This window comes from Cryptosporangium japonicum, assembly GCF_039524755.1.
Classification (GTDB): domain Bacteria; phylum Actinomycetota; class Actinomycetes; order Mycobacteriales; family Cryptosporangiaceae; genus Cryptosporangium; species Cryptosporangium japonicum.
This window is the reverse complement of sequence record NZ_BAAAGX010000023.1, coordinates 316536-342911: the sequence shown is the minus strand read 5'-3', so window position 1 is coordinate 342911 and position 26376 is coordinate 316536. Positions and strand designations below refer to the sequence as shown.

General features: G+C 71.7%; 22 protein-coding genes and 1 riboswitch. Of the genes, 14 read left to right on the top strand and 8 right to left on the bottom strand.

The window, feature by feature from the left end:
* Positions 1 to 51 precede the first annotated feature (51 nt).
* The 5 genes from ABD437_RS29475 to ABD437_RS29455 all read left to right on the top strand — a co-directional run bounded on the left by ABD437_RS29475 (position 52) and on the right by ABD437_RS29455 (position 5998).
* Positions 52 to 684 (top strand): MBL fold metallo-hydrolase, encoded by a 633-nt coding sequence (locus ABD437_RS29475; RefSeq protein ID WP_344652188.1) that lies wholly within the window; start codon positions 52 to 54, stop codon positions 682 to 684.
* Positions 684 to 1724 (top strand): Gfo/Idh/MocA family protein, encoded by a 1041-nt coding sequence (locus ABD437_RS29470; RefSeq protein WP_344652187.1) that lies wholly within the window; start codon positions 684 to 686, stop codon positions 1722 to 1724. The genes ABD437_RS29475 and ABD437_RS29470 overlap by 1 nt, the downstream gene beginning before the upstream one ends.
* A gap of 235 nt (positions 1725 to 1959) precedes the next feature.
* Complete coding sequence (locus ABD437_RS29465) at positions 1960 to 3126, top strand: acyl-CoA dehydrogenase family protein (RefSeq protein WP_344652186.1); 1167 nt, start codon at positions 1960 to 1962, stop codon at positions 3124 to 3126.
* 138 nt (positions 3127 to 3264) lie between these two features.
* Positions 3265 to 5118 (top strand): putative bifunctional diguanylate cyclase/phosphodiesterase, encoded by a 1854-nt coding sequence (locus tag ABD437_RS29460; protein ID WP_344652185.1) that lies wholly within the window; start codon positions 3265 to 3267, stop codon positions 5116 to 5118.
* 91 nt (positions 5119 to 5209) lie between these two features.
* A complete protein-coding gene (locus ABD437_RS29455) occupies positions 5210 to 5998 on the top strand; it encodes a MerR family transcriptional regulator (RefSeq protein WP_344652184.1) in 789 nt (262 codons plus the stop codon).
* 174 nt (positions 5999 to 6172) lie between these two features.
* Here ABD437_RS29455 and ABD437_RS29450 read toward each other — a convergent pair whose 3' ends face one another.
* Complete coding sequence (locus ABD437_RS29450; RefSeq protein WP_344652183.1) at positions 6173 to 6358, bottom strand: hypothetical protein; 186 nt, start codon at positions 6356 to 6358, stop codon at positions 6173 to 6175.
* A gap of 23 nt (positions 6359 to 6381) precedes the next feature.
* The gene (locus tag ABD437_RS29445) at positions 6382 to 7266 is read right to left on the bottom strand and encodes a LysR family transcriptional regulator (RefSeq protein ID WP_344652182.1); all 885 of its coding nucleotides are present in this window, start codon (positions 7264 to 7266) and stop codon (positions 6382 to 6384) included.
* Positions 7267 to 7328: 62 nt separating this feature from the next.
* On the opposite strand from ABD437_RS29445, the gene ABD437_RS29440 reads away from it, so the two are divergent.
* Entirely contained in the window at positions 7329 to 8177 is an 849-nt protein-coding gene (locus tag ABD437_RS29440; protein ID WP_344652181.1) for an LLM class F420-dependent oxidoreductase, read from the top strand.
* On the opposite strand, the gene ABD437_RS29435 is transcribed toward ABD437_RS29440, so the two are convergent.
* Positions 8160 to 9419 (bottom strand): sensor histidine kinase, encoded by a 1260-nt coding sequence (locus ABD437_RS29435; RefSeq protein ID WP_344652180.1) that lies wholly within the window; start codon positions 9417 to 9419, stop codon positions 8160 to 8162. The genes ABD437_RS29440 and ABD437_RS29435 overlap by 18 nt on opposite strands.
* Before the next feature lie 67 nt (positions 9420 to 9486).
* On the bottom strand, positions 9487 to 10056 hold the full coding sequence (locus tag ABD437_RS29430) for a hypothetical protein (RefSeq protein WP_344652179.1): 570 nt from the start codon (positions 10054 to 10056) through the stop codon (positions 9487 to 9489).
* A gap of 109 nt (positions 10057 to 10165) precedes the next feature.
* On the opposite strand from ABD437_RS29430, the gene ABD437_RS29425 reads away from it, so the two are divergent.
* The 3 genes from ABD437_RS29425 (at position 10166) to ABD437_RS29415 (ending at position 14636) form a co-directional block, all read left to right on the top strand.
* A complete protein-coding gene (locus ABD437_RS29425; protein ID WP_344652178.1) occupies positions 10166 to 10702 on the top strand; it encodes a YbhB/YbcL family Raf kinase inhibitor-like protein in 537 nt (178 codons plus the stop codon).
* Between the two features lie 247 nt (positions 10703 to 10949).
* Complete coding sequence (locus ABD437_RS29420; RefSeq protein WP_344652177.1) at positions 10950 to 11732, top strand: DeoR/GlpR family DNA-binding transcription regulator; 783 nt, start codon at positions 10950 to 10952, stop codon at positions 11730 to 11732.
* Between the two features lie 45 nt (positions 11733 to 11777).
* Entirely contained in the window at positions 11778 to 14636 is a 2859-nt protein-coding gene (locus tag ABD437_RS29415; protein ID WP_344652176.1) for a S8 family serine peptidase, read from the top strand.
* Here ABD437_RS29415 and ABD437_RS29410 read toward each other — a convergent pair.
* Together ABD437_RS29410 and ABD437_RS29405 are read right to left on the bottom strand one after the other, a co-directional pair.
* Positions 14611 to 16254, bottom strand: coding sequence for a GTPase (locus ABD437_RS29410; RefSeq protein ID WP_344652175.1), 1644 nt, complete (start codon positions 16252 to 16254; stop codon positions 14611 to 14613). The two genes, ABD437_RS29415 and ABD437_RS29410, sit on opposite strands and share 26 nt — an antisense overlap.
* Complete coding sequence (locus ABD437_RS29405) at positions 16251 to 17957, bottom strand: ABC transporter (protein ID WP_344652174.1); 1707 nt, start codon at positions 17955 to 17957, stop codon at positions 16251 to 16253. Before ABD437_RS29405 ends, ABD437_RS29410 begins: the two co-directional genes overlap by 4 nt.
* A gap of 67 nt (positions 17958 to 18024) precedes the next feature.
* Positions 18025 to 18138, top strand: a riboswitch (TPP riboswitch).
* 47 nt (positions 18139 to 18185) lie between these two features.
* Between ABD437_RS29405 and ABD437_RS29400 the strand changes: the two genes are divergently transcribed.
* From ABD437_RS29400 to ABD437_RS29385, 4 genes are read left to right on the top strand one after another with little or no spacing between them, the layout of a single operon-like run.
* Positions 18186 to 19241, top strand: a complete 1056-nt coding sequence (locus tag ABD437_RS29400) for a thiamine ABC transporter substrate-binding protein (protein WP_344652173.1) — start codon at positions 18186 to 18188, stop codon at positions 19239 to 19241.
* Positions 19217 to 20836, top strand: a complete 1620-nt coding sequence (locus ABD437_RS29395) for an ABC transporter permease (RefSeq protein ID WP_344652172.1) — start codon at positions 19217 to 19219, stop codon at positions 20834 to 20836. The genes ABD437_RS29400 and ABD437_RS29395 overlap by 25 nt, the downstream gene beginning before the upstream one ends.
* Positions 20833 to 21837 (top strand): ABC transporter ATP-binding protein, encoded by a 1005-nt coding sequence (locus tag ABD437_RS29390; protein ID WP_344652171.1) that lies wholly within the window; start codon positions 20833 to 20835, stop codon positions 21835 to 21837. Before ABD437_RS29395 ends, ABD437_RS29390 begins: the two co-directional genes overlap by 4 nt.
* A gap of 56 nt (positions 21838 to 21893) precedes the next feature.
* The gene (locus ABD437_RS29385) at positions 21894 to 22256 is read left to right on the top strand and encodes a hypothetical protein (protein WP_344652170.1); all 363 of its coding nucleotides are present in this window, start codon (positions 21894 to 21896) and stop codon (positions 22254 to 22256) included.
* A 109-nt stretch (positions 22257 to 22365) separates the two neighbouring features.
* Here ABD437_RS29385 and ABD437_RS29380 read toward each other — a convergent pair whose 3' ends face one another.
* Both ABD437_RS29380 and ABD437_RS29375 read right to left on the bottom strand, forming a co-directional pair.
* A complete protein-coding gene (locus tag ABD437_RS29380; RefSeq protein ID WP_344652169.1) occupies positions 22366 to 23967 on the bottom strand; it encodes an enoyl-CoA hydratase-related protein in 1602 nt (533 codons plus the stop codon).
* Between the two features lie 249 nt (positions 23968 to 24216).
* Positions 24217 to 24474, bottom strand: a complete 258-nt coding sequence (locus ABD437_RS29375; protein ID WP_344652168.1) for a UBP-type zinc finger domain-containing protein — start codon at positions 24472 to 24474, stop codon at positions 24217 to 24219.
* A gap of 55 nt (positions 24475 to 24529) precedes the next feature.
* Between ABD437_RS29375 and ABD437_RS29370 the strand changes: the two genes are divergently transcribed.
* Entirely contained in the window at positions 24530 to 26365 is a 1836-nt protein-coding gene (locus ABD437_RS29370; RefSeq protein WP_344652167.1) for a Na+/H+ antiporter, read from the top strand.
* The last annotated feature ends 11 nt before the right edge of the window (positions 26366 to 26376 follow it).

Genomic DNA, 26376 nt, shown 5'->3' with positions numbered 1-26376 from the left:
CGCCGGACTGGTCCGACCAACCGCGCGCTCGGATGGGGTACCACTAGACCCATGCGCTTCCAGAAATTCGGTCATGCCTGCGTACTGGTCGAGGACGCGGACGCTCGGGTGCTCATCGACCCGGGTGCCTTTGCGGCGGGGTGGGAGGGGCTTCGGGACCTGACCGCGGTGCTCGTCACTCACCAGCACTTCGATCACCTCGACGCGGAGCGGCTTCCGGGCCTGCTGGCCGCCAACCCGGACGCCGTCGTGTACACCGACCAGGCCAGTGCCGGCATTCTCGCGGAGCAGGGGATCCCGGCGGAGGGCGTCGCGGCCGGGGCGTCGTTCGCGCTCAACGGGTTGAGTGTCGAGGCGATCGGCGTCGAGCACGCGATCATCCACCCCGACATCCCGATCATCCCCAACGTCGGCTTCCTGCTCGGTGGTCGGTTCTTCCACCCCGGCGATGCGCTCACCGTTCCGAAGAAGCCGGTCGAGATCCTCGGCGCCCCGACGGCCGCGCCCTGGTTGAAGCTCTGGGAAGCGATCGACTACGTGCGTGCGGTCGCTCCGCGGATCGCGATCCCGATCCACGAGAAGGCGGCGGCGTTCCCCCAGATGTACTACCAGAACATGTCGAAGCTCTCGGCCGAGAGCACGGCCGTCGAGATCATCGACGACGGTGAGGTCCGGGAGTATTGATGGCCGACCCGCTGCGGGTTGCACTGCTCGGTTACGGCACCGCCGGGGCCTCGTTCCACGCCCCGCTGATCGCGGCCGTCGACGGGCTCACGTTGAGCGCCGTGGTCACGTCCCGTCGTGAGCAGGTGCTGCGTGATCATCCGGACGCGCGGGTGCTGGCCGATCCGGGCGAGGTGTGGGCCGCCCGGTCGTCGTACGACCTGGTGGTCGTCGCCACCCCGAACCACACCCACGTGCCGCTCGCGCGGGCGGCCGTCGACGCGCGGCTGCCGGTCGTCGTCGACAAGCCGTTGGCGGGAAGCGCGGGCGACGCGCGGGAACTGGTCAAGCGGGCCGAGAAGGCCCGGGTGCCGTTGACGGTCTATCAGAACCGCCGCTGGGACGGTGACTTCCGCACGATGCGCCGGCTGCTGACGTCGGGGGCGGTCGGGCATCCGCTGCGCCTGGAGAGCCGGTTCGACCGGTGGCGGCCGACCGTGGCCACCGACGCCTGGAAAGAGAACGCGGACAACGACGGTGGCATCCTGCTCGACCTCGGCTCGCACCTGGTCGACCAGGCGCTCACGCTGTTCGGCCCGGTCCGGTCGGTCTACGCCGAGATCGACGCCCACCGGTCCGGGGCCGCGGTGGAGGACGACGTGTTCCTCGCGCTGACGCACGCGTCGGGGGTGCACAGCCACCTCTGGGCGTCGGCGCTGGCCGGGCAGCTCGCGCCGCGGTTCCGCCTGCTCGGGGACGCTGGCGCCTACGTCACCTGGGGCATGGACCCCCAGGAGGCGGCGCTGCGTGCCGGTCGGAAACCGGGCTCGCCGAACTTCGGCGAACGGCCGGCCAGCGAGTGGGGAAAGGTCGGGGCGGGCGACGCCCTCCGCCCGTACCGGACGCTCACCGGCGAGTGGACCCGCTTCTACGAGGGTGTGGTGACCGCGGTGACCACCGGGGCGCCGATGCCGGTGGATCCGCACGACGCGGTGCGTGTGCTCACCGTGCTGGACGCCGCCCGACGCAGCGCGTCCGCGCGCACGGTTGTGGACATCTGAGTTATCCACACAATCCAGAGCCTGTGGATAATTCTGTCCCCATCTGTGGACAAGCCCTGTGCACAGCTGTGGATGGAGGCGCCGTCACGGGGGCCTCAGCGGCTGGCCGTGGGCTGGATGACCCCCGGACACCGACCCGCGATGCTGTGGACACCACTCGTTAACCGACTTCAAGTCGGCGCGGTAATCCCCACACTCCGCACCCGTCCGTGCACAGCTGGGGTAGGGATGAGGGATGACGTTCGACCCGGCTGACCCGATCGGTATCGACGACCTGCTGACCGACGACGAGAAGGCGATCCGGGACGCGGTGCGCACCCGCTGCGACGCCGTGATCGCGCCGAACATCGCCGACTGGTTCGAATCCGGTCGGCTCCCGGTGCGCGAGATCGCCAAGGAGTTCGGCGAGCTGGGGGTGTTCGGCATGCACCTGACCGGCTACGGCTGCGCCGGCCTGTCCGCGGTCGACTACGGGCTGGCCTGCCTGGAGCTCGAGGCGGCCGACTCCGGTCTGCGGTCGCTGGTGTCGGTGCAGGGCTCGCTGGCGATGTACGCGATCTGGCGGTACGGCCGCGAGGAGCACAAGGAACGCTGGCTGCCGTCGATGGCGTCCGGTGACGCGATCGGCTGTTTCGGCCTCACCGAGCCCGACCACGGCTCCGACCCGGCCGGGATGCGTACGCGGGCGCGCCGCGACGGCTCCGACTGGGTACTCGACGGCCGCAAGATGTGGATCACGAACGGATCGGTGGCCGACGTCGCGGTGGTCTGGGCCGGCACCGAGGACGGCATCCGCGGGTTCGTCGTCCCCACCGACACGCCGGGGTTCGAGGCGCCGGAGATCACCCGCAAGCTCTCCCTGCGTGCATCCGTCACCAGCGAGCTGGTGCTGAACGGGGTGCGGTTGCCGTCCGACGCCCTGCTCGACGTCCACGGCCTGAAGGGGCCGCTCAGCTGCCTGAACGAGGCCCGCTACGGCATCGTGTGGGGCTCGATGGGCGCCGGGCGCTCGGCGTTCGAGGCCGCCCTCGAGTACGCCAAGACCCGGGAGCAGTTCGGTAAGCCGATCGGGGCTTTCCAGCTGACCCAGCAGAAGCTCGCCGACATGGCCGTGGAGCTGGCCAAGGGGCAGCTGCTCGCGCTGCACCTCGGTCGCCGCAAGGACGCCGGTTCGCTGCGACCGGAGCAGGTGAGCGTCGGCAAGCTCAACAACGTCCGGGAGGCGCTGGAGATCTGCCGGACGGCACGCACGATCCTCGGCGCGAACGGCATCTCGTTGGAATATCCGGTCATCCGGCACGCGGTGAACCTGGAGTCGGTGCTCACCTACGAGGGCACGGTGGAGATGCATACGCTCGTGCTCGGGCAGGCCCTCACCGGCCACGCCGCCTTCCGTGGCTAGTACGAACGGCTAACGGCTCACACCCTGGAATCGTTCGCCGATGTCAGGGATGTGTTGACGTGGTTCGACCGAAGCTTCCTGCGGGAGCTCCCACGGGGTCGACCACCCGGTGATCCGAGTTGGTCGTCACGGCACCGGGTGATCGTCCTGGTGCTGCTCGCCCACGTCGTCGTACTGCCGTTCTACGGGTACTACCGGGGGATCGACTTCACCCGCTGCCTGCTGATGGTGGCGCCACTGGCGGTGCTCGTGGCCGTGGCCGGCGCGGACCAGCTCGGGAGGCGGGTGCGGGCGTGTGCCGCGACGCTGGGCATCGTCGCCTCGTCGGCGGTCACCGTGTCGTTCTCCGGTGGTGAGATCGAGGCGCACTTCCACTTCTTCGTGATGCTGTTCTTCATCACGCTCTACCAGGACTGGCTGACGTTCCTCCTGGCCATCGGCTTCGTCGCGTTCGAGCACGCGATCGTCGGCGTGCTCGCGCCCGGCGACGTCTACGGACACTCCCCGGCGGTGCACGCGCCGGTGAAGTACGCGCTCATCCACGCCGGTTACGTCACGGCCGCCGCGATCGGCGCCATCCTCAACTGGCGGCTGACCGATCATGCCGACGCGGCCACCCGCGAGGTGACCGAGCAACTGGAGTACGACAACAGCCACGACTCGCTGACCGGCGCGCTGAACCGGAGGGAGTTCGAGATCCGGATCAGCGAGGTGCTCACCCGGATCGAGGAGGCGGACGCGACCGTCGTCTGCGTGCTCGACCTGGACCGCTTCAAGATCGTCAACGACACGTGCGGACACCCGGCCGGCGACCGGCTGCTGATCGAGGTCTGCTGGGTGCTGAGCGAGGTGCTCGCGCCGGAGGACACGCTGGCCCGCCTCGGCGGCGACGAGTTCGGCATCCTGATCCGGCGCCGGAGCGTCGAGGAGGCGGTCGGCATGGCCGAGGCCGCCTGTGCCGCGCTGGCCCGTCACCGCTTCAAGGCCGACGACCGGACGTTCGCGGCCAGCGCCAGCATCGGCGTCCTCCCGCTGTTCGGGCAGGTGCGTTACGTCGAAGAAGCGATGCAGATGGCCGACGCCGCGCTCTACACCGCGAAGGAGGCCGGCCGCGGTCGGGTGCACGTCCACCACCAGGGCGACGCCGAGCTCAACCGACGGCAGAGCGACTCGATCTGGGCCGGTGCGCTGCTCGACGCGCTGCACGAGGACCGCCTCGAGCTCGTCTACCAGCCGATCGTCCCCACGGTTCCGAACGACGCCGAGACCGGCCGGATCGGTGAGATCCTCGTCCGGCTCTGCGAGGCCGACGGGTCGCTTATCTCGCCCGGACTGTTCTTCCCGGCCGCGGAACGCTACGACCTGCTGCCCGCGCTCGACCGGTCGGTCGTCGCGAAGGCGATGAAGACGCTCGCCGCGCACTACCCGGTGGGGTCACCGACGAACGGCGACCTCTACACGATCAACCTCGCCGGACCCTCGATCGGCGACGAGACGTTCCGGACGTTCGTGCAGGCGCAACTGGCCGAGCACAAGCTCTCGCCCAGCCTGATCTGTTTCGAGATCACCGAGACGGTGGCGATTACGAACCTCGCGATGGCGCGTCGGTTCATCACCGAGATGCGCGCGTCCGGGATCCGGTTCGCGCTCGACGACTTCGGCAGCGGCCTCTCGTCGTTCGCCTACCTGAAGAACCTGCCGGTGGACTTCCTGAAGATCGACGGCAACTTCGTCAAGACGATCACCCACGACGTGATCGACCGCACGATGGTCGCCGCGGTCAACCAGATCGGGCACGAGATGGGGCTGCGTACCGTCGCCGAGTTCGTCGAGGACGACGCCACGCTCGCGGTGTTGCGTGAGATCGGCGTCGACTACGGGCAGGGCTACGGCCTGGGTCGCCCGGGTCCGCTGACGAGCTGGCTGGCCGACCGGCGTCCGGCCGGGAGCGGCGCCGCGCAGTCGACCGGAGCGCCCGCCGTAGTGGCGTGAGCACCTCGGAATCGTTACAACAACTGAGGGTGGAATACTCCTGTGCACGCGAGATTGCACACGGGCGCAGGACGAAAGGGGTGTTCCGGGCATGGCCAGCCGAACGGAGAACGACCAGGCAGGCGAGTACCGGATCAACGACCTCGCTCGCGAGTCCGGTATCCCGGTTCGTAATATCCGGTTGTACCAGGAACGCCGGATTCTTCCGCCGCCGGTACGGCGTGGCCGGGTCGGTTGGTACAGCGAGGCGCACCTGGCCCGGCTCCGGCTGATCGCCCGCCTGCTCGACCGCGGGTACTCGCTGGCGCACATCGGTGAGCTGATCTCCGCCTGGGAACGCGGGCGCGACCTGGCCGACGTGCTCGGCCTGGAGGCGGCGCTCACCAGCCCCTGGAGCGAAGAGCCCCAGACCGTCATCTCGGCCGGTGACCTGCAGCGCATGTTCGGCAAGCAGGAGGAGCGCGGGACGCTCGACCGGGCGATCTCGTCGGGCATGCTGCGGCCGGACGGCACGCGCTTCCGCGTCGCCAGCCCGCAGTTGCTCGACATCGCCGTGCAGCTGGTGCAGGCCGGGTATCCGCTGTCGGTGGTGCTGAAGCTCGCCGAGGACAGCATGCACGACATCGAGCGGGTGGCCGAGCGGTACGTGTCGCTGGTGAAGGCCACGATCACGCCGAGCCTCTCGCCCGGTGATTCACACGGCACGGACGAACCGGCCGAGATCGACGACCCGGCGGCCGCGGCGGCGCTGGTGCAGAGCCTGCGTCCGCTCGCACGCAAGAGCGTCGACGCCATGCTCGCGATGGCGATGGAGAACGCGGTCAACCAGGTGCTCGGCGACGCGGTGAGCGCGCTCGCCAAGGAGACCCGGGAGAGCTGAGCTCCTCCGCCGGCTCCGCCGCTCGGGTTCGAGCGACGGAGCCGACCACCTTGGGAAGAGGGCGCGATTCTGCCTACCGGGTAGCGACAGAATCGCGCCACCACGAGCGTGTCTCACCGAAGGCTCGGGACCGATACTTCGAGGGCTAAGGCCGACTCGATTCGGAATCGAAGGTCAGCGTGGGGTGCGCAGGCCGCGGATCCACTCGTCGACCTCACGGCGCGCGTAACCGCGGAGAGACTGGTTGAACTTGGGTGGCTCGACCGTGCGGGCCTGGTCGGGGTGGTGCTCGGCCCATTCGACCCAGCGATTGACTTCGGCGATGTCGTAGCCGCGGAGCGCGATCATGAACGTGGGCATCCGGCGACCGTAGCGGCCGGGCGCTAGCGGTCGGAGGCGGTTCCGCAGAGGCAGCACGCCTCGACGAACACCCGCACCGCGTGCCGGGTGTCGTCCAGCCGCCACACCGCGGCGAGCTCGCTGCGGGGCAGTCCGGTGACCGGGCGGCAGACGACGTCGTCCCGCTGGTAGATCGCCGCGTTCCCGGCCGACAGGAGGACCACGCCCCGGCCGGCGGCGACGGCTTCGAGCGACTCGTCGGGTGTGCGGGCGACGGCGCCGACCCGGGCCGGTGCCGGGCGGTGTTCCGCGGCCAGCCAGTGGTCCCGGAGCGCGCCCGCCTCCGGGGGAAGCGCGACGAACGGCTCGTCGAGCAGCGCGGAGAACGGAACCTCCGCGTGGTCGGCGAGCCGGTGCCCGAGCGGCAGCGCCACCCAACGGTCCTCGGCGATCACGACCTTCGAGGCGTAGCCGTCCGGCGCGGGCAGCCAGGCGATCGCGACGTCGACGGCCCGGCTGGCCAGCCCGGTCGTCGGGTCGTCCCACGGGATCTGCCGGAACTGCAGCTGCCGTCCAGGCAGCAGGCGTTCCATCGTCGCGGTGACCGCGGGGATGAGCCCGCGGCCGATGCGGGTCTGGAAACCGACGGTGAGGGTCGCGCCGTCAGCCTCCTCGACCGCGCGGCGGGCGTCGTCCCACTGCCGGAGCAGTGCCCGGGCGTGCGGCAGGAGCGCGGAGCCCGCCGCGGTGAGCGCGACCACGCGTTTGTCCCGCTCGAACAACGTGGTCCGGAGCGTGCGTTCGAGCTGACGGATCTGTTTGCTCAGCGCCGGCTGCGAGACGAACAGCCGCTCGGCCGCCGCGCGGGTGAAGCTCAACTCCTCGGCCACCGCGACGAAGTACCGCAGGTCCTGGATCCGGACGCTCATAACCGGAGGTTATTGGAATCGGTCTTGGACGCGGGAGACCCGGCCGTCCGACGATCGTCGGCATGGAACTCGGGGTCACCGGACTGAACGCCAAAGCCACGCTGGGGCCGGACGCGACCATGCGGCTCGCGCGACGGGCCGAGGAGCTCGGCTATCGATCGTGGTGGGCCGGCGAGCACGTGGTGCTGCCGAGCCCCCGGACCGCGCAGACGCCGATGGAACCGAGCGACCCCGTGCTCGATCCGCTGGTTCACCTCGGATTCGTCGCCGCGGTGACCGAGCGGATGGAGCTCGGCACCGCGATCGTGATCCTGCCGCAGCGCAACCCGCTCGTGCTGGCCAAGCAGGTGGCGAGCCTGGACGTGCTGACCGGCGGGCGGCTGCGTCTGGGGATCGGCGCCGGATACCTCGAACCGGAGCTGGCCGCCCTCGGCGTGCCGATGGCCGAACGCGGCTCGCGCACCGACGAGTACCTGGACGCGATGCGCGCTCTGTGGACCCAGGAACACCCGTCCTACCGGGGACGGCACGTGTCGTTCGCGAACATCGACGCGTATCCGCGCCCGCTCCGGCCCGACGGCCCGCACGTCGTGGTGGGCGGGCACAGCGCCGGTGCGTTCCGCCGGGCGGTGAGCCGGGCGCACGGCTGGCTCGGCGTCGGCGACACCCCGGACGACCTGGTGAAGCACCTCGCCGGGCTGGAGAAGGCCGCCGCCGAGGTCGAACGGCCGTCGTGGCTCGGGCGGCTGGAGATCAGCTTCCAGCCGCTGGGTCCGGTGAGCGCCGCGGACGCCGGCCGGTACGCGGAGCTGGGCGTCGACCGGCTGGTGGTGTACCCGCTGCCGTTGGAGGACGTCGACGACGTCGAGGCTTTCCTCGAGCGGCACGCCGCCCTAGCGGACGCGGGCTGAGCGGGGCGGGTGCGCCGACGCGAACGGGCTGCCCTCGGTGGGGTCGGGAAGCGTGAACCAGGCGACCGTGCCGCCGGACGGGCTGGCGTCGAGGCCGATCTGGCCGCCGTGCGCGGTGATGATCCGGCGTGCGGTGGCCAGGCCGATGCCGGCACCCTCGGCGCTGGAGTCGTGCGGATCGTGCACCCGGGTCAGCGGGCTGAACGCCTCCTCACGGCGGTCCCTGGGCACGCCGATGCCGTTGTCGACGACCTCGATCCGCCAGGCGTGGTCCTGCCGGGCGCTGTGCACCGCGATCAGCGGCGGCCGCTCCGGGTGCCGGTACTTGGCCGCGTTCGAGATCAGGTTCTGCAGGACGGCCCGGATCTGCGTCGGGTCCACCCGCACGGTCGGCAGCGGCCCGACGTCGAGCCGGGCACCGACCGCGGACAGCGCCGGCGCCAGATCGTGCCGGACCTCCTCCACCAGGTGACGCACCGCGACCGGCTCCCGACGCAGCTCCCCGCCGAGCTTCGCGAAGCCGAGCAGGTCGGTGATCAGATCGCTCATCCGGTGCGTCGACGAGAGCGCCCTGGCCACGTACTCCGACGAGGGGGTGTCGTGCGGGACGTTGTACTGCAGCTCCTCCAGGAAGCCGTTGATCGCGGTGAGCGGGTTGCGAAGATCGTGGCTGACCTGGCCGGCGAACGCGTGCAGCGCCTCGTTCGAGCGGGTCAGCTCGGCGCGGACCTCGGCGAGCTCGGCGACGGCGTCCACCAGCTTCGTCGTCCGGCGGCGCAGTTCCAGTGCATCGTCCACCTGGCGGGCGAGCAGGCCGAGGCCACGGATGCGCCGGTCGTCGAGGCTGCGTGCTTCGTCGTCGAAGACGCAGAGCGTCCCGAGGACGATCCCCTGCGGGTTACGCAGATGGGTGGCGGCGTAGAAGCGGAAGTTCGCCCGCTCGCCGGTGACGAACGGGCTGTCGGCGAAGCGCGGGTCGGCGCGGGTGTCGTTGACGATGATCTGGCCGGGCTCGTCGAGGATCAGGTTGCACATCGAGTCGGCGCGGTCGCACACGCCGGGGGCACGTCCGTATCCGGCCACCGAGTGCTGAATGGTCTCGCCCATGAGGTTGACCAGCGCGGTCGGCGTGCCGGAGATGTCGGCGGCCAGTTCCGCCAGGGCGGTCAGGTCGGGCGCAGGGGGGTGGCCGACGACGTCGTACGGCGCGATGAGCGCATCGCGGTCGATCCGTCCCGCCAACCTGCCGCCCCCCGATACAGAAATGCCCCCTAACCGCCATTATAGGTGGTTAGGGGGCATTTCGGGGCTAGTGGGGCGTTGCTCCGTTGACCCGCTGGAGCTTCGCCAGCCGGTTCTCGAGGTTCAGGATGACGGCCGGCCGGGCGGCGTGCGCCCGCTCGTACGCCAGCAGCGTCAGGATGTCCTGGTCGGAGAGCGACCGCGTGCGCTGGCGGATCGCCGCGATCGTGAGGCCGTCCCAGTTCTTCACCGGCAGGCTCTCCGGAGCGGTGGCTGCCTTCGCCGCGTCCGGGGTGACCTCGGACAGCAGCGCGGCCGCTTCGGCGTGCGCGGCGGCTGGAGTCGGGGCACCGGCCGGTGACGGCACGGTGGCCACGTGGGTGGGCCTCGGCGGGGTGACCGGCGTCGGCGTGGCCGGTTGCTCCACCGGGCGGCGGCCGGGCAGGAACGACCACAGCGTCTCGGCGGCGGCCGGACTGATCTTGGCCAAGGTCTGGACGGCGGGGCGGCCGGCGTGGCCGACCAGTCGGAAGACCGGCCCAGCGGTGCGCCCGACCACCCATCCGGCGAGCCGGAACGACTGGGTCAGCAGCTTCTCCGCCGGGTCCGCCACGCGACGGGCGACGTCGGTCAGCACGAGATCTCCTCACGAAAATGTCGGCGCAATGCGTTTCTGCAGTACCCGCGCGGGGTTGGGACAAACTCCGTGGCAGGGTTTCGCCAGACCACAGAACGAGGAGGAGATCATGGCGCTCGAGCGTCCCCAGGCACCTGATCCGTACGCGTTGCTGCCCGAAGTTCCGTCGTTCACCGTAACGAGTGCCGACGTCACGGCCGGCACCCAGCTCGACCTGGCCCAGGTGGCCGGAGACGCGGGCGGCCAGGACGTCTCGCCGCAGCTGTCCTGGTCGGGTTTCCCGGACGGGACGAAGAGCTTCGTCGTGACGGCGTTCGACCCGGACGCCCCGACGCCGTCGGGGTTCTGGCACTGGCTCGCGGTGAACCTGCCGGGAACCACCACCGAGCTGCCGACCGGTGCGGGCGCCGGTGACGACAGCCTGCCCGGCGGGGCGTTCCACGTCCGCAACGACTACGGCAACCGCAACTACGGCGGGGCCGCTCCGCCGCCCGGCGACCAGGTGCACCGCTACTACTTCGTCGTGCACGCGGTCGACGTCGACGCCCTCGACGTGACGCCGGACGCCACCCCGGCCGTGGTGTCGTTCAACCTGGCGTTCCACACCCTGGCGCGGGCGCTGATCGTTCCCACCTACCAGCACTGAAATTTCGTCGGGGGCCGGGCGCATCGCGTCCGGCCCCCTCGTGTGTTTGCGTACGGGTGGGCTTAGGATCGTCCAGAGAGGACTGTTGTGACACGACAGGCCTCCGCGCCGATCGCGGTGCGACTCCTGGGTGCAGCCGGAGCCCCGGGCCATACCATGATCGGCTCCTGGGTGTGACGCGTGTGCAATATTGAGGTTCCCTGCGTCCACTCTGGTTGTTTCCCGACGTCTTCCCCGACGAGGAGCGATGGTCCCTGAACAGCGCCGCCAGCAGATAGTGACCGCACTGGGAACGCGGGGCATGGTGCGGGCGGACGACCTGGCCAGTCAACTCGGCGTTTCGTTAGAAACCATCCGGCGCGATTTGAACGAGTTGGAACGCCGGGGTGAACTCACCCGGGTCTACGGTGGCGCCACCCGGGCGCCCAAGCAGTCGGAGAGCTGGGACCGGCGGTCCACCTCTCACGTCGCGGCCAAGCGAGCGATCGCCCGCTACGCCGTACGGCTGCTCCAGCCCAACCGCAACGTCTTCTTCGACGTGGGCACGACGGTCTACGAGGCCGCCAAGGCGCTTCCCGGCGACTGGGTGGGCACGATCCTGACCACGAACGGCCACGTGGCGCAGCACCTCTCCGACCACCCGGGCGTGCGTGTGCAGCTGGCTCCCGGGAGCGTCCGGGACGAGGAGCTGTCGGTCTCCGGCCCCGAGGCCGAGCGGATGTTCGAGAAGGGGTACGTGGACGTCGCGTTCGTCGGCGCTGACGGGATCCACCCCCAGGCCGGGTTGACCGGCTGCCACGAGGGCGAGGCCGTGGTCCGGCGCCTCGTGATCGCGCGGAGCTTCGAGAAGTACGTGCTCGCCGATTCCTCGAAGCTCGGGCGCGTCTCCGAGTTCCGGGTGAGCGAGTTGGCGTCGATCACCGCGGTCATCACGGACTCCGAGGTCACCAAGGACGTGCTCGACGCCCTGGTCGCGCGCGGACTGCGGGTGCACGTGGCACCGCCGGTGGCGGTGGATCAACCAGTCTGAAGCTTATTGCCCCATTTGGGTATGCTCGTTCATATCTGAGTGGGGGTGACGTTGACGGGCCGGCATCGATCCGCGAAAACCGCGACTCGGGCCGGAGCGCGGCGCCCGATCGGGTTCACCTCGGCCGGTCTGGCGCTCGGTCTGGCGATACCCGCCGGCGCGCTCGCGGCCCCGTCGGCCACGCCGGACGAGCCCGCGGTCATGCACCTCGTCCAACTCGTCGACGCACCGATCGCCGCCTATCCGGGCGGCCGGTCGGTGCGGAACGGCGCTCTGGACGGCACCCGTCCGCGGCGCGGGCAGCGCCTCGGCGTCGACTCCGTCGCTGTTCGCCGTTACCGCGCCTACCTGGACCAACAGCTGCGTTCGGTGCTGCAGCAGCTGCCCGGTGTGCCTGCGGTCTACGCGTACCGGTGGACGTTCAACGGCTTCGCGGCCGCCCTCACACCCGACCAGGTGGCGGCCGCGCGGCGGCTGCCGGGGGTGCGGTCGGTCACCCGCGACAGCGTCCACACGCTGGACGGCCTGGAGCCCGCCGGGACCACCGAGTTCCTCGGGCTGCCCGGGCCGACCGGGGCGTGGGAGCGGCTCGGCGGGCCCGCGCGTGCCGGCGCGGGCACGGTGATCGGCTTCGTGGACTCCGGCATCTGGGCCGCGCACCCGAGTTTCGCGAACCCGCGGCCGGCCGCTCCGCGCTACCGGGGCACGTGCGACGCCGGGCGCGTCGTCAAGGACTTCCGGTGCCGGGGCGCGCTCGTCGGGGCGCGGTGGTACCTGAGTGGGCTGACGCCGGACGCCGGCGAACCCCGGTCACCGGCCGACCACGACGGTCACGGCACGCACGCCGCCGCCGTGGCCGCCGGCGCGGCCGACGTCGAGTCGGATCTCGGTGTCGTCTCCGGTGTCGCTCCGGCGGCGCGGATCGCGGCCTACAAGGCCTGCTGGCGCGTCGATGGCGTGGCGACGTGCGCCGAGTCCGACACGGTCGCGGCGATCGACCAGGCCGTCGCGGACGGCGTCGACGTGCTGAACGTGGCGATCGACGGTGCTTCCGGAGGTTCGCCGGCCGACGACCCGCTCGCCTCGTCGCTCTACCGGGCCGCCCAGGCGGGCGTGTTCGTCGCCGCCTCGGCCGGCAACGACGGACCCGGCGCCCGCACCGCGCACGGCAAACCCTGGCTGACGAGCGTCGCGGCGGGCACCCACGACCGGGCGCCGGCCGCGGTGGTGCGGCTGGGGGACGGCACGCGGCTGACCGGAGCCGGCCTCGGCGCCGGGGTTCCGGCTCGACCGGTGGTGGACGGCGGGCAGTGCGGTGCGGGCTCGCTCGACCCCGGGAAGATCCGCGGCCGGATCGTGGTCTGCCTCCGCGACGCCAACGGGCGGGCGGATCAGAGCGCGGAGGTCGAACGGGCCGGCGGCGTCGGAATGGTGCTCACCAACGCCGACGCCGACACGCTCACCGCCGATCGGCACGCGGTGCCGACCGTGCACCTCGACGCACCCGCCACCGGGAAGCTGCGTAACTACCTGCGCGACGAGAGCCCCAGCGCCGCACTCGAACCGGCCCGGATGCGTGCGACCGGCGGCTCCCGCCCCGAGGTGGCGGAGTTCTCCGCGCGCGGCCCGGACGGCGACGCGCTCGCGCCCGACCTGATGGCGCCCGGCGTCGACGTCGTCGCGGCGGTGTCGCCGGCCCGGGACGGAGCGATGTTCGGGCTGCGCTCCGGCACGTCGGTGGCCACCGCGCAGGTCTCGGGCGCGGCCGCGTTGCTGCGTGCAGCGCACCCGCGCTGGTCGCCGGCGGCGGTGAAGTCGGCGTTGCTGACCAGCGCCACCGGCGGCGACAACCGGATCAGCACGTCCGGCGGCGAGAGCGCGGGTCCGGCCGAGTACGGCGCCGGTGCGCTCGCGATCAACCGGGCCCTCGACCCGGGCCTGTTCTTCGACTCCTCGGCCGCGGCGACCGCACCGTACAGCGCGCAGAACACCGCGTCGGTCGTGCTCGGCTCGCTGGCCGGGGTCCGTTCCGTCCGGCGGACCGTGACGAACGCCGGCTCCACCACCGCCAGGTACGTCGCGCGGGTGGACGAGCCGCCCGGGGTGGACGTCGCCGTCTCCCCGGCCGAGCTGACGCTGGAGCCCGGTGCGACCGCCTCGTTCACGGTGACCGTCCACCGCGTCTCCGCCCCGTACGACCAGCTCGCCGCGGGCTCGATCACGTGGTCCGACGGAACGCACCGGGTGCGGCTTCCGGTCGCGGTCACCCCGGTCGTCGTGGCCGCTCCGGCGAGCGTCGAACTCGGTGACCCGCTGACCGTCGTGCCGGGCTTCACCGGACGGCTGAGCGCACGCGTCTCAGGCCCCGTCCCCGCCGTCGGGCACACCGGCAGGCTGCGCGTGACGGGCGAGCGCGCCCGGTTCTCCTCGGCCGCGCCGAAGGCCTCCGACCGCGTCGCGCGGTTCACCGTCACGGTGCCGCCGGACACCGCGCTGGCCCGGTTCGCGACCGACGCGTTCGACTACCCGGTCGGCACCGACGTGGACGTCTTCGTCTACCGCGACGGCAAGCGCGTCGGCCGCAGCGGCGGGCCGGCCGCGGACGAACGCGTCGACCTGGCCGAACCGGAGGCCGGGCGGTACGAGGTCTACGTCCAGCTCGTGGACGCGCCGGGCTCCGGCCCGCTGCCGGTCCGCCTGGACTCCTACGTGGTCGACGACGGCGAGCCGGCCGCCGAACGGTCGGTGAGCGCGGGGACGCCGCTGCGCCTGTCCGGTGTGCCGGCCGAGGGCCGCGGGCGTTGGCTCGGCCGGATCCGCTGGTCCGACGGCGGAACCGGGGAGGCGACGACGCTCGTCAGCGCCGTCGACCGGCTCTTCACCGACGACCGCGCAGCTGACTGATCGCCGCACACAGCTCGGTGCGCGCGCTCAGCTCCGCGCTCACCGGCTCGAGCACCGCGTCCGCGGCCACCTGCTCCACCCGGGCACGGATCCGGCGGCGCGCCCGGTTCGCCTGACGCCGCGCGCCGAGCGCACCCAGCCGCGCGCTCAGGAAACCGAGGACCAGGCCGACCAGCACACCGCCGAGCAGCATCCCGGTCGGCACGGGGATCCGCCACTCCCAGACGTCGACGTCCGGCAACGGCGGTTCGGGCAGCCGGAACCAGTCGAGCAGGAAGAGCCCGAGCAGCCACACCGCTCCGACGACCGCGACCAGCGCCAGCACGTTCTGCAGCAGCCGCACCACACCCCACCAGCGCGGACGCCGTCCGAGGCCGAGGTCGGCACCGGCCACGGCCCGGTCGAGCAGGTCGGGTAGCTGCTCCCGACGGCCGGTGGCGGCACGGGTGAGCACGCTCGGCCACGGCTGGGGCAGGCCGGCCGTGGTGCGGTCGACGAGGTTGCGCAGCGCGGTGTCCACCCGGGCCTGCTGCACCGCGGACGGACCCGGGAGCGCGGTGCGGACCAGTTCGTCCTCGGCCTCGCCGGGGGAGAGCCGCGCACCGGGCAGGCCCAGCCGCGTCGCCGCGCTCGGCCGTACGCGGGCCAGCCAGCGGGTCATCGGCCAGCCGGTCGCGGCCCTGGTGCGGCTGCGGTGCGTGCGTGCCACCGCCAGCGCGACCGCGTCGGCGCCCGAGGCCTCGGTCAGCGCACCGACCACGGCCGCCCGGTCGGCTCGCTCCACCGCGGGTGTCGCCGACGGGCCGCACGTCGGGCCCAACTCGTCCGCGAGCGCACGCAGGTCCGCGTTCAACCGCCGCACCGACGCCTCGTGCGCGGTCACCGCGTCGGCCAGCCGGGTGCGCAGCGCCGGGAGCCCGTCGGAGGTCCGCGCCGAGACCGGCAGCACCGGCACACCGCCCAGGCCTTCGCGCTCGAGCAGGCCGCGCAGGTCGGTCAGCACCTCCTCGCGCCGCGCCGACGGCACCCGGTCGATCTGGTTGAACGCGACGACGGTGATGTCGGCGTGCGTCCGCAGCGGCTGCAGGTACCGGTCGTGCAGGGCCGAGTCCGCGTACTTCTGCGGGTCGACGACCCAGACGAGCAGGTCGACGAGCTTCACCAGCCGGTCCACCTCGAGCCGGTGGTCCACCTTCACGGAGTCGACGTCCGGCAGGTCGAGCAGCACCAGGCCGGACAACTCGTCGGCGCCCTCGTCACCGAGGTGGTGCCGACGTTTCACGCCCAGCCAGTCCAGCAGCGGCGCGGCGCCGTCCGGGTTCCACACCGCGGCCTGGGCCGTCGACGTGACCGGCCGGCGCAGCCCGGTGGTGGCGACGTCGACCCCGACGAGCGCGTTGAACAGCGACGACTTGCCGCTGCCGGTGGTTCCCGCGAGCGCGACGACGGTGTGCTCGGCGCCCAGCCGCAGCCGCTCGGCGGCCTTCCCCGAGAGTGCGCCCGCGGTGGCCAGCGCCGCCGGATCGAGCCGGTCGGCGCCGAGCTCCACCACCCGGTCGAGCGCGGTCAGCCGCTTGCTCAGCCCCGATTCGTCGGTGGCCCGTGCCAGCAGAGTCATCGCACCAGCCCCGGCTGCCGCAGGTACGAACCCAGCGCCGACTCGAACTCGGCCAGCGCGGTACGCAGCGCCGTCACCCGCTCGGCGGTGGGCGCGACGGCGTCCACCAGCACGTCGAACCGCTGCCGTTCGTCGACGAGCAGCCCTTCGACGGTCTCCAGCAGGTCGTCGCGGGCCCGGGCCGCGAGCGTCCGCACGGCCGCGTCCCCGAAGATCGCCTCCAGCACCTTCTGGCTGACCGCCGACGTTCCGCCCGCGACCACCACCTCGAGCCCGGACAGGCCGGCGGTCTGCGCGAACACCGCGAGCATCAGCACCAGGCCGGCGCCGTTCACCCCGAACGACGTCAGCCGGGCGACGCTGCGCCGGTGGCCACCCTCCTCGCGGACCAGGTCGAGCACACGTTCCTGCCAGGCGCGGATCTGAAGTTCCAGCCGGGGACCGAACTCGGCCGACGAGCGGTGCAGATCGTCGGTGACCAGGGCACGGCCGGCCGGGCGGGACCGCCACAGCTCCGTGGTCTGCTCGGCGGCCTGGTCCGACGCGGCCCGCACCAGTGCGTGCAGGTTGCTCTCCACCGCGTGCCCGACCGCCTCGGCCGCGGGCGCCCGGCCGGTGAAGAACGACGTGATGCGGTCACGCAGCTGCCCGATCCGGGCCTCCAGGTTCCGCGTGAACTGGCCGGTGCCGACGAACTCCTGCCAGCGTGCCAGCACCTCGCCGCGCAGCACGGTGCCGCTGCGGACGCCGTCGTCCACACCGGTGAGCGCCGTGCGGTACCGCTCGAGCGCGGTGCCGCGCAGCTCGGCGGCGGTGCGGACCTGGTCGTCGAGGTGGTCGGCCAGGCCGGTGACCCGGTCGTGCAGGCTGGAGAGCGCACCGGTGAGCGTCGTGCGGATCACCGCGTCGCGGGCCCCGGCGTCCGCGGCCAGCCCGTCGAGCCAGGTGCGCAGCGGTGCGATCGCCGCGTCCGGGATGCGCTCCGCGGTCAGCTCGACCTCCGGCACCGCGAACAGCGCCGCGTCGCCGAGGCGTTCCTCGGCCAGCATCGAGCGGAGGTGGTCGCTGATCTCGCCGACGCCCTCCGGCGGGACGCGGTTGAGCACGACCGCGAGCGCGGTGCTGCGCTGGGCCGCGGTGTGCAGCAGGTCCCAGGGGACGGCGTCGGCGTAGCGCGCCGCGGTGGTGACGAAGATCCACAGGTCGGCGGCGGCGAGGAGCTGCCCGGCCAGGTCCCGGTTCTCGGCCACGACCGAGTCGATGTCGGGCGGATCGAGCAGTGCGAGCCCCGGTGGCACCGACGGATGGGGCACCAGCCGGAGTGAGTTCACGGCTTCGGGGCCGGTGGTCCGGGACAGCCCCGGGAGGATCCGGTCGGTTTCGAACCAGCCGACGTCGTCGGGGTGGCACACCAGCACCGGGGCGCGCGTGGTGGGCCGCAGCCAGCCCGCCTTCGTCACCTCCGCGCCGACCAGCGTGTTGACGAGCGTCGACTTGCCGGCGCCGGTGGACCCGCCGACGGCCACCAACATCGGGGCGTCCAGCTGCCGCAACCTCGGCAGCAGGTAGTCGTCGACCTGGCCGACGAGTTCCGACCGCGACCGCCGCGCGGCCTCCGCGTCGGACACCGCCAGATCGAGTCGGACCGAAGCCACCGACGCACGCAGCGCCTCGAGCGCATCAGCCAGCCGCGGACCGTCCATGCCCGAGGTAGTGACCGCTCTGGGGTCGCCTCAACCACAGCGGGCTACGCTTGTCGACGCGGACGCCAGTCGTCCGTCGGGGAGCTCGGGCAGCCGGGCTGAGAGGGTGGCCACCGCGTCGCCGACCCGTCGAACCTGCTCTGGGTAATGCCAGCGGAGGGAGAACCGGCGGATCGCCGGACCGCGCCCGAAGGCTCATTCCCGGTGCCCGACTCCGGAGGTAACCGGATGCGTGCCCCTCGTTTACTGGCTGCGGTCTTGTTGACCGCCGCCGTCGCGGCCTGCTCGTCGTCGCCCGACAAAGCGGCTAACGACTCCAAAACGGTCACTCTCGTCACCCACGAGTCGTTCGCGGTCAGCGACGGCGTCCTGGCCGCCTTCCAGAAGCAGAGCGGCCTCACGGTCAAGATCCTGCGTAGCGGCGACGCCGGCGCGGTTGTCAACAAAGCGGTGCTCAGCAAGGGCAACCCGCAGGGCGACGTGCTGTTCGGCGTCGACAACACGTTCCTGTCGCGTGCCGTCGACGCGGGCATCTTCACGGCCTACCAGCCGGTCAACATCGGCAACGTCCCCACCGCGCTCCAGCAGGGCACCGACGGCAAAGCGACCGCCGTCGACTACGGCGACGTCTGCGTGAACTACGACAAGGCGTGGTTCGCCGGCAAGAAGATCGCCCCGCCGACCAGCTACGCCGACCTGATCAAACCGGAGTACAAGGACCTGCTGGTCGTGGAGAACCCGGCCACGTCGTCGCCCGGGCTGGCGTTCGTGCTCGGCAGCATCGCGGTGCAGGGCGAGGGTGGCTGGACGGCCTACTGGGAGAAGCTCAAGGCCAACGGCGCCCTGGTCGTCGATGGCTGGGAGGAGGCCTACCAGCAGCGCTTCACGGTCGGCTCGCAGGGCAAGGGCAACCGGCCGCTCGTCGTCTCGTACGCGTCCAGCCCGCCGGCCGAGGTCGTCTACGCGGAGAAGAAGCCCACGGACGCGCCGTCCGGTGTGGTCACCGACACCTGCTTCCGTCAGGTCGAGTACGCGGGTCTGCTCGACGGTGCGGCGAACCCGACCGGCGGGAAGAAGCTGCTCGACTTCCTGCTCTCCCCGCCGTTCCAGAAGGACGTGCCGCTGCAGATGTTCGTCTGGCCGTCGGTCACCGACACCGCGCTGCCGGCCGAGTTCACCAAGTACGCGGCGCTGCCGACCAAGCCGCTGACGCTCCCCGCCGACCAGATCACGAAGAACCGTGAGGCGTGGATCGACGAGTGGACCCAGACGGTGCTCCGCTGAGAACACGCCTCCTCGCCCTCGTCCCACTGGCGTTCCTCGGGGTCTTCTTCGTCTACCCGGTCGGAACGCTGGTGGCGATCGGCCTGGGGTTCGGCGAGCCGATCCCCGGGGTGCCGGGCGGCAGCCTCGGTGACGTCGGCGGGGTGCTGTGGTTCACGGTCTGGCAGGCCGTGGCCTCCACCGTGCTGACGCTGGTCGTGGCGTTGCCGGGCGCGGCCGTGCTGGCCCGGTTCCGGCTGCCGTTCTCCGGCCTGGTCCGCGCGCTGGTCACGGTGCCGTTCGTGCTGCCGACCGTGGTGGTCGGGGCGGCGTTCCTGGCGCTGATCGGGCCCGACGGCCTGCTCGGCGTCGAGCTGGACCGCACGGTGTGGGCGATCCTGGCCGCACACGTGTTCTTCAACTACGCGGTCGTGGTGCGGATCGTCGGCAGCGTCTGGGCGCAGCTCGACCGGCGTTCGGTGGAGGCGGCCCGGGTGCTCGGCGCGTCGCGTCCGCGGGCGTTCCTGCGGGTGACGCTGCCGGCGCTGCGTCCCGCGATCGCCGCGGCGTCGTCGGTGGTGTTCCTGTTCACGTTCACGTCGTTCGGCATCGTGCAGATCCTCGGCGGCCCGTCGTACGCGACGCTCGAAGTCGAGATCTACCGCCGCACGGTCTATCTGCTGGACCTGTCCGGTGCCGCCGTGCTGTCGATGGTGCAGTTCGCCGCCGTGGCCGTGCTGCTGGCCGTGGACGCCGCGCTCACCGGGCGGCAGCGCGCGGCCCGGTTGGTGCCGGCGTCACCGCGGTCTCCGCGGGGCTTCGGCGAGTGGGCGTTCGTCGGCGTCAACCTCGTCGTGTTGGTGGGGTTGCTGCTGACGCCGTTGGCGGTGCTGGTCGAGCGGTCGTTCGCGACGTCCGACGGGTACGGGCTGACGTACTGGCGGGCGTTGACCTCGGCGGACGCGTCGAGCGTGCTGCCGGCGCCGGCTCTGGAGACGGTCGGCACGTCGCTGCGGTACGCGGTGACGGCGACCTTGCTGGCCCTGGTGGTCGGGATCTGCGCCGCGGTGGTGCTGACCCGGCCGGGCCGGCTGCGCGGCGCGTTCGGCCTGCTGCTGATGTTGCCGCTGGGCACGTCGGCCGTGACCGTCGGTTTCGGCTTCCTGGTCGCGCTCGACGAGCCGCCGCTCGACCTGCGTGACTCGGCCCTGCTCGTGCCGTTCGCGCAGGCCCTGGTGGCGGTGCCGTTCGTCGTCCGCGCCGTGCTGCCGGTGCTCCGGGCGATCGACAACCGGCTCCGGGAGGCGGCCGCGGTGCTCGGCACGCCACCGGGGCGGGTGTGGTGGCGGGTGGACCTGCCGCTGGTGTGGCGGTCGCTGGCCGCGGCGGCCGGGTTCGCGTTCGCGATCTCGCTCGGGGAGTTCGGTGCGACAGTGTTCATCGCCCGCGCCGACAACCCGACGATCCCGGTCGCGATCGCGCAACTGCTGGGGCGGCCGGGTGAGGTCAACAGTGGGCAGGCCATGGCGCTGGCGACGATTCTGATGGTGCTGTGCGCGGCCAGTCTGATCGCGCTCGACCGGCTGCGGCCGACCGGTGCGGGGGGAGAGCTGTGAGTCTGTCGGTGTCCGGAGTTTCCGTCCGGTTCGGGTCGTTCGCGGCCCTGGCCGACGTCGAGCTGGAGGTCGCCGAGCACGAGGTGGTCGCCGTGCTCGGGCCCAGCGGGAGCGGGAAGTCGACGCTGCTGCGGGTGGTCGCGGGCCTGCAGGAGCCGTCGGCCGGGCGGGTGGTGCTCGACGGCGTCGACGTGACCAAGGTGCCGCCGCACCGGCGCGGAGTGGGGCTGATGTTCCAGGACCACGCGTTGTTCACGCACAAGGACGTGGCCGGCAACATCCGGTTCGGGAACGCGTGGGCGGACGTCGCTTCGTTGCTCTCCCTGGTGGGGCTCCCGGACGCGGGGCCCCGTGCGGTGGTCACGCTCTCGGGCGGCGAGCAGCAGCGGGTCGCGCTGGCCCGCGCGCTCGCTCCGTCGCCGAAACTGCTGATGCTCGACGAGCCGCTGGGGCAGCTCGACCGCGAACTGCGCGAGCGCCTGGTGGTGGAACTCCGGCGGCTGTTCGTGCGCCTCGGCACCACAGTGCTGGCCGTGACGCACGACCAGCGTGAGGCGTTCGCGTTGGCGGACCGCGTCGTCGTGATGGCCGGCGGACGCATCGCCCAAGTCGGCACGCCCCGCGACGTGTGGGAGCAGCCGGCGTCGGAGTTCGTCGCGCGGTTCCTCGGGTTCACGAACGTGGCCACAGCGTCGGTCGAGGCCGGTACGGCGGCCACGCCGTGGGGAAGGGTTGCTGTTCCGGCGGCTCCCGGGCCGCACCCGGTTCTGGTCCGCCCCGCCGGGGTGCTGCTGTCCGTGGACGACCCGGGAGACGTCACCGGCGTGGTCGAGGTGGCCACGTTCGCCGGGGAGCGGGTCGAGGTGCTGGTTCGAATCGACGGCGCGCCGCTGCTGGAAGCACACTGTCCGGTGGTTTCCGCGCCCACTGTCGGCGAGACCGTGGCAGTCCGGCTCGACCCGGCTCAGATCGTCGTTCTTCCCCGCAATTCGTCCGAGTGACGGGTGCGCGTCAGTTCCGGCGACATAACCCGGCATCGTTTGTACCGTCCGTGGTCATGGGACCATTCGCTGAACAGCACGTGAACGACGCCGAGGATGAGTTGCCATCCGATCACGCGAGCGGGCCGAGCACCGCTGAACTGCTGGAGACCGGTGAGCCGGCGGACGCGACGATCGTGGCGAGCGGCTCGCTCGGCATGCGCAGCCCGTACGGGGCCAGCTTGTACGAGTTCGTACTCAACGTGATCCGTGCCGACGCCGAGGCGTACGAGGTACGGATCGGCAACCCGGTGCCGCCCGCCGCGGTGCCGCTGACGTTCCCCGGGGCGCAGGTGGCCGTCCGGGTACTGCCGGCGAACCCCGGCGCGGTAGCGATCGACTGGGAAGCCACCCTGGCCGCGGTCCAGCGACCCGCATGAGCTGTTTCTCTTAGGTCCCATCTGTTCGACTGCGGATAGCCCGGCGCTGAGTGCGCCGGGCCCCTTTTGCGTGCGTGGGCAGAAGGGGCCCGGCCACGCGGGCCGTCCGTCAGCCGCGGACGAAGCCGGGGGCTCGGTGCAGCGCCAGGCGGGTCGGGGTGCGTTCGGGGGCGTGCTTCTGGACGAAGGCTCGGCGGGCGGCGTCGAAACCCTGCCGGTCGTCGAACATGTCCTGGGCCATCTCGCCCAGCTCGCGGGCCTCGTAGGCGTCCAGCGGCTTCGCGCTGAGGTCCCGCTCGAGGGTGTCGACCTTGCGTCGCAGCGTGCGCTCGCGCAGTGCCCGGTCGCGGTACCGGCCGGCGACGTCGTGCAGCCAGCCGCCGAACTCGGCGAGATCACGCGGCCCGATCTCGTCGACGAGGCCGAGCTTCTTCGCCTGGACCGCGCCGACCGGCAGTTTCTCGCTGAGCAGCCGCATCGCCGCGTCCGGCCCCACCCGCCGGGGCAGCGTGTAGGTGTGCAGCTCCGACCCGGTGAGCCCCATCTCGTAGAACGGGTTCAGCACGATCCCCTCGCGCGCGACGACCAGATCCGCGCCGAGCGGCAACATCACCCCGCCGGCGCCGGCGTTGCCGCTGAACGCGGCGATCGTCACCTGGCCGCGGCAGTTCACCAGCTCGCGACAGACGTCGTTGATCGCGGTGATGTTGGCCCAGGCCTCCGCGGCCGGATTCGCGGCGGCCTCGATGCGATTGAGATGGATCCCGTTGCAGAACGGGCCGCTGCCCCCACGCAGCACGATCGCGGTGGTGTCCTGCCGAGCGGCGTGACGCAACGCGTGCAGCGCCTGATTGCACGACTCGGTGGAGAGCGCGCCGTTGTAGCAGTCCAGGACGACGTAGCCGACGTCGTCGCGGCGCACGTAGTGCACCCGTCCGGGGCCGGGGTCGTTCGGCGACTTCGACGTGCTCGCGACGTGCCCGTCGAGGACGACGGTGGCGGGCAACTTCACCGCGCGCCCGGCGTCGCCCATGGCTTTCAAATGCCCCAGCCAGACGCTGCCCGTGCCGGCCGCGACGAGGACCGCGCCGTCGCGGGACGCGACGACCGTGCCGGGCGGCTCCGACCGGGACGGACCGACGTACGCGTCGAACGCCCAGACTTTGACGCCGGCGACCTCGGTGCGGACACCCGGCGAGCCGTCGGCGGCGCGGATCTTCCGGACGATGGCCTCGGCGGAGTCGTTCCACGAGAACGCGCGGTCGGTCTGGCGCATCGTCGGGCGGACCTCGGTGCGGGCCAGCTGCTCCGGGGGCGTGGGGCGGAAATCGGGGGTGGCGAGCTTGGTGAGGAGTTCGTCGACGCACTCCATCGCCGCGTCGGCGACGGGGCCGTTGTAGAGCGCGGACTTCGTGGGCGGATCCTCCGGGAGAGGAAACGTCCGGGTGGCCCAGACCGGGCCGGCGTCCATCTCCTCGACGGCCTGGAGCGCGGTTACGCCCCACTCGGCTTTGCCCTCGGTGATGGCCCAGTCGAGGCTGGACGGACCTCGATCACCCACGGGCCCCGGGTGGATGATCACCGTCGTCCATTTTTGCCAGACCTCGGTGGGCACGCGTTCTTTGAGGAACGGGCAGAGGATCAGGTGCGGGTCGGCGCGTCGAGCCGCGTCGGCGATCGACTCCGCGTCGCGGGCGAACTCGACGGCCACGGTGTGTCCGCGGTCCCGGAGCTCGCACCAGACGCGCTGCGTCAGCCCGTTGAACGACGAGACGAGCAGCAGGATCCGTAACGACTGGTTGGGTTGTTCTTCTGGCCGTGGCGGGCGACTGTTGCTTCTTCTACGGAAAGTAAGCAGAAGACTACGCATGCGGGCCAGTGTGCACTGTTGTCCGATGCCGTGGGGGGCGCTGCCCTGACCTGCGACAACGCCCCCTTTCCGCAAATTAATGCCGGTAGCTCAGGGAGCTAGCACCTCGTCGACGAAGCACCATTTCCAACTCTCGCCCGGCTCGGCCGACTGAACCACGGGGTGCTTCTCGTCGTGGAAGTGGCCGCTCGCGTGCTTGCCCGGCGACGAGTCGCAACAGCCGACATGTCCGCATTCTTGGCAAGTGCGCAGATGAACCCAGCGCCCGCCGGTCTTGAGACACTCTTCGCAGCCGTTCGCCCGCGGTGCGGTCTCTTTCGATTCGGCGATATGTGTGCAGATTGCCAATGTGCCTCCTTGATCGCGTCTCCATTGTTCCCGGTCGGAGTGCACGATGGTGTGCGTGCATTTCGAGACCACAGACCTGATGGCAGTGTTCGGGTTGATCATCGGTGCTGCCACCGTCGCCGGGGCGGCGCGCAAGCTCCGGATCTCACCCCCGATTCTGCTCGTGCTGGTGGGCCTGGCGGTGTCCTACCTGCCGGGTATCCCCGACTACACGCTGAACCCCGAGATCGTCCTCGCGCTGTTCCTGCCGCCGCTGCTGTACTCGGCCGCGTGGCGGAGTTCGTCGCGTGGCTTCCGGCTCAACAAGCGACCGATCCTCCTGATGTCGGTCGGCTACACGCTGTTCAGCACCGTGCTGGTCGCGCTCGTCGCGTACTGGCTCATCCCGTCGATGCCGCTCGCCGCCGCGTTCGCGCTCGGGGCGATCATCGCGCCGCCGGACGCCGTCGCGGCCACCGCGGTCGGTCGCGAGCTCGGCATGCAGCGGCGGTACCTGCAGGTGCTGCAGGGCGAGAGCCTGGTGAACGACGCCACCGCCCTGACCGCGTACCGGGCCGCCGTGGCCGCTGCGGCCGGCGGCATCACGCTGCTCGAAGGCGGCGGCATCTTCGTGGCCGCGGCCGGCGGTGGGGTGGTGCTCGGAGGGCTGTTCGGGTTCCTGCTGCGTGAACTGCGGCGGCGGGTCTCGTCGGCGGTGCTGGAGAACACGCTGAACCTGGTCGTACCGTTCGCGGTCTACCTGGCGGCCGAGAGCGTCCACGCCTCCGGTGTGCTCGCCGTCGTCATCACGGGCCTGTACCTCGGCAACACCGCGACCGACACGTCCCCGCAGGCCCGGCTGCAGGCCGAGTCGAGCTGGGAGGTCATCGACTTCGTCCTGGAGTCGATCGTGTTCGCGTTGATCGGTCTGCAGCTGCCCGCGGTCATCGCGGAACTCGAGGGGCAGAACGTCGCGTCGGTGGCCTGGTGGTCGGTGGCCGTGCTCGTCGTGACGATCGCCGGACGGTTCATCTGGGTGTTCTCGACGTCGTACGCGATCCGTTTCGCTTCTCCCGCGGTGCGGGCCAGGACTCCGTCGCCGTACTGGCCCACGCCCACGGTGTCGTCGTGGGCGGGGATGCGCGGTGTCGTCTCGTTGGCGGCGGCGTTCGCGCTGGCGCACGACTTCCCGGCCCGTGGGCTGATCCTGTGGCTGACGTTCGTGGTGGTGTTCGGGACGCTGGTGATCCAAGGGCTGACGCTGCCCGGGCTGATCCGGCGGCTCGGGGTCGGCGGCACCGACGACATGAGCGACCGGCTCGCCGAAGCCAACGCGCAGCACCAGGCCGCGCGGGCGGCGACCGACCGGCTGGACACGCTGGTCTCGTCCGCACCGCACCCGCCGTCGTCGCAGGTGGTGGGGCTGTTGAAGCACTACTCGGAGTACCGGGCCAACAGCGCGTGGGAGCGGTTGGGCGGTGGGCTCTCGCACGGGGGCAAGGAGACGCCGGGGGCGGCGTTCCGGCGGCTGCGTCAGGAGATGCTGCAGGCGCAGCGAGAGACGTTCATGCGGCTGCGGAACGTCGGGGAGTTGGACGACGAAGTGATGCGCGAGATGGTGCGGGAGCTCGATCTCGAGGAGACGATGCTGGGTCGGCACGGGGAGGATCCGCAGCCGAAGTGGGTCGGGTCTTCCGGGTCTCCCGCGGGGTCCTCGGGCGCGGGGGCGCCGTCCGGCGCCGGGGGATCTTCTGGGGCTGGGGCGTCTTCTGGGGCTGGGGCGTCTTCTGGGGCTTCGGCCGAAGGTGCGGGGTCTGGGCGTGGCGAGGCGGCTGCTGACGGGGCTTCCGCGGTGGCTGATCCGACGGCCTCGCCGGCCGTGGCGGACGGGACCGCTCCGGACACCAAGTAGGGGTGGCGGGG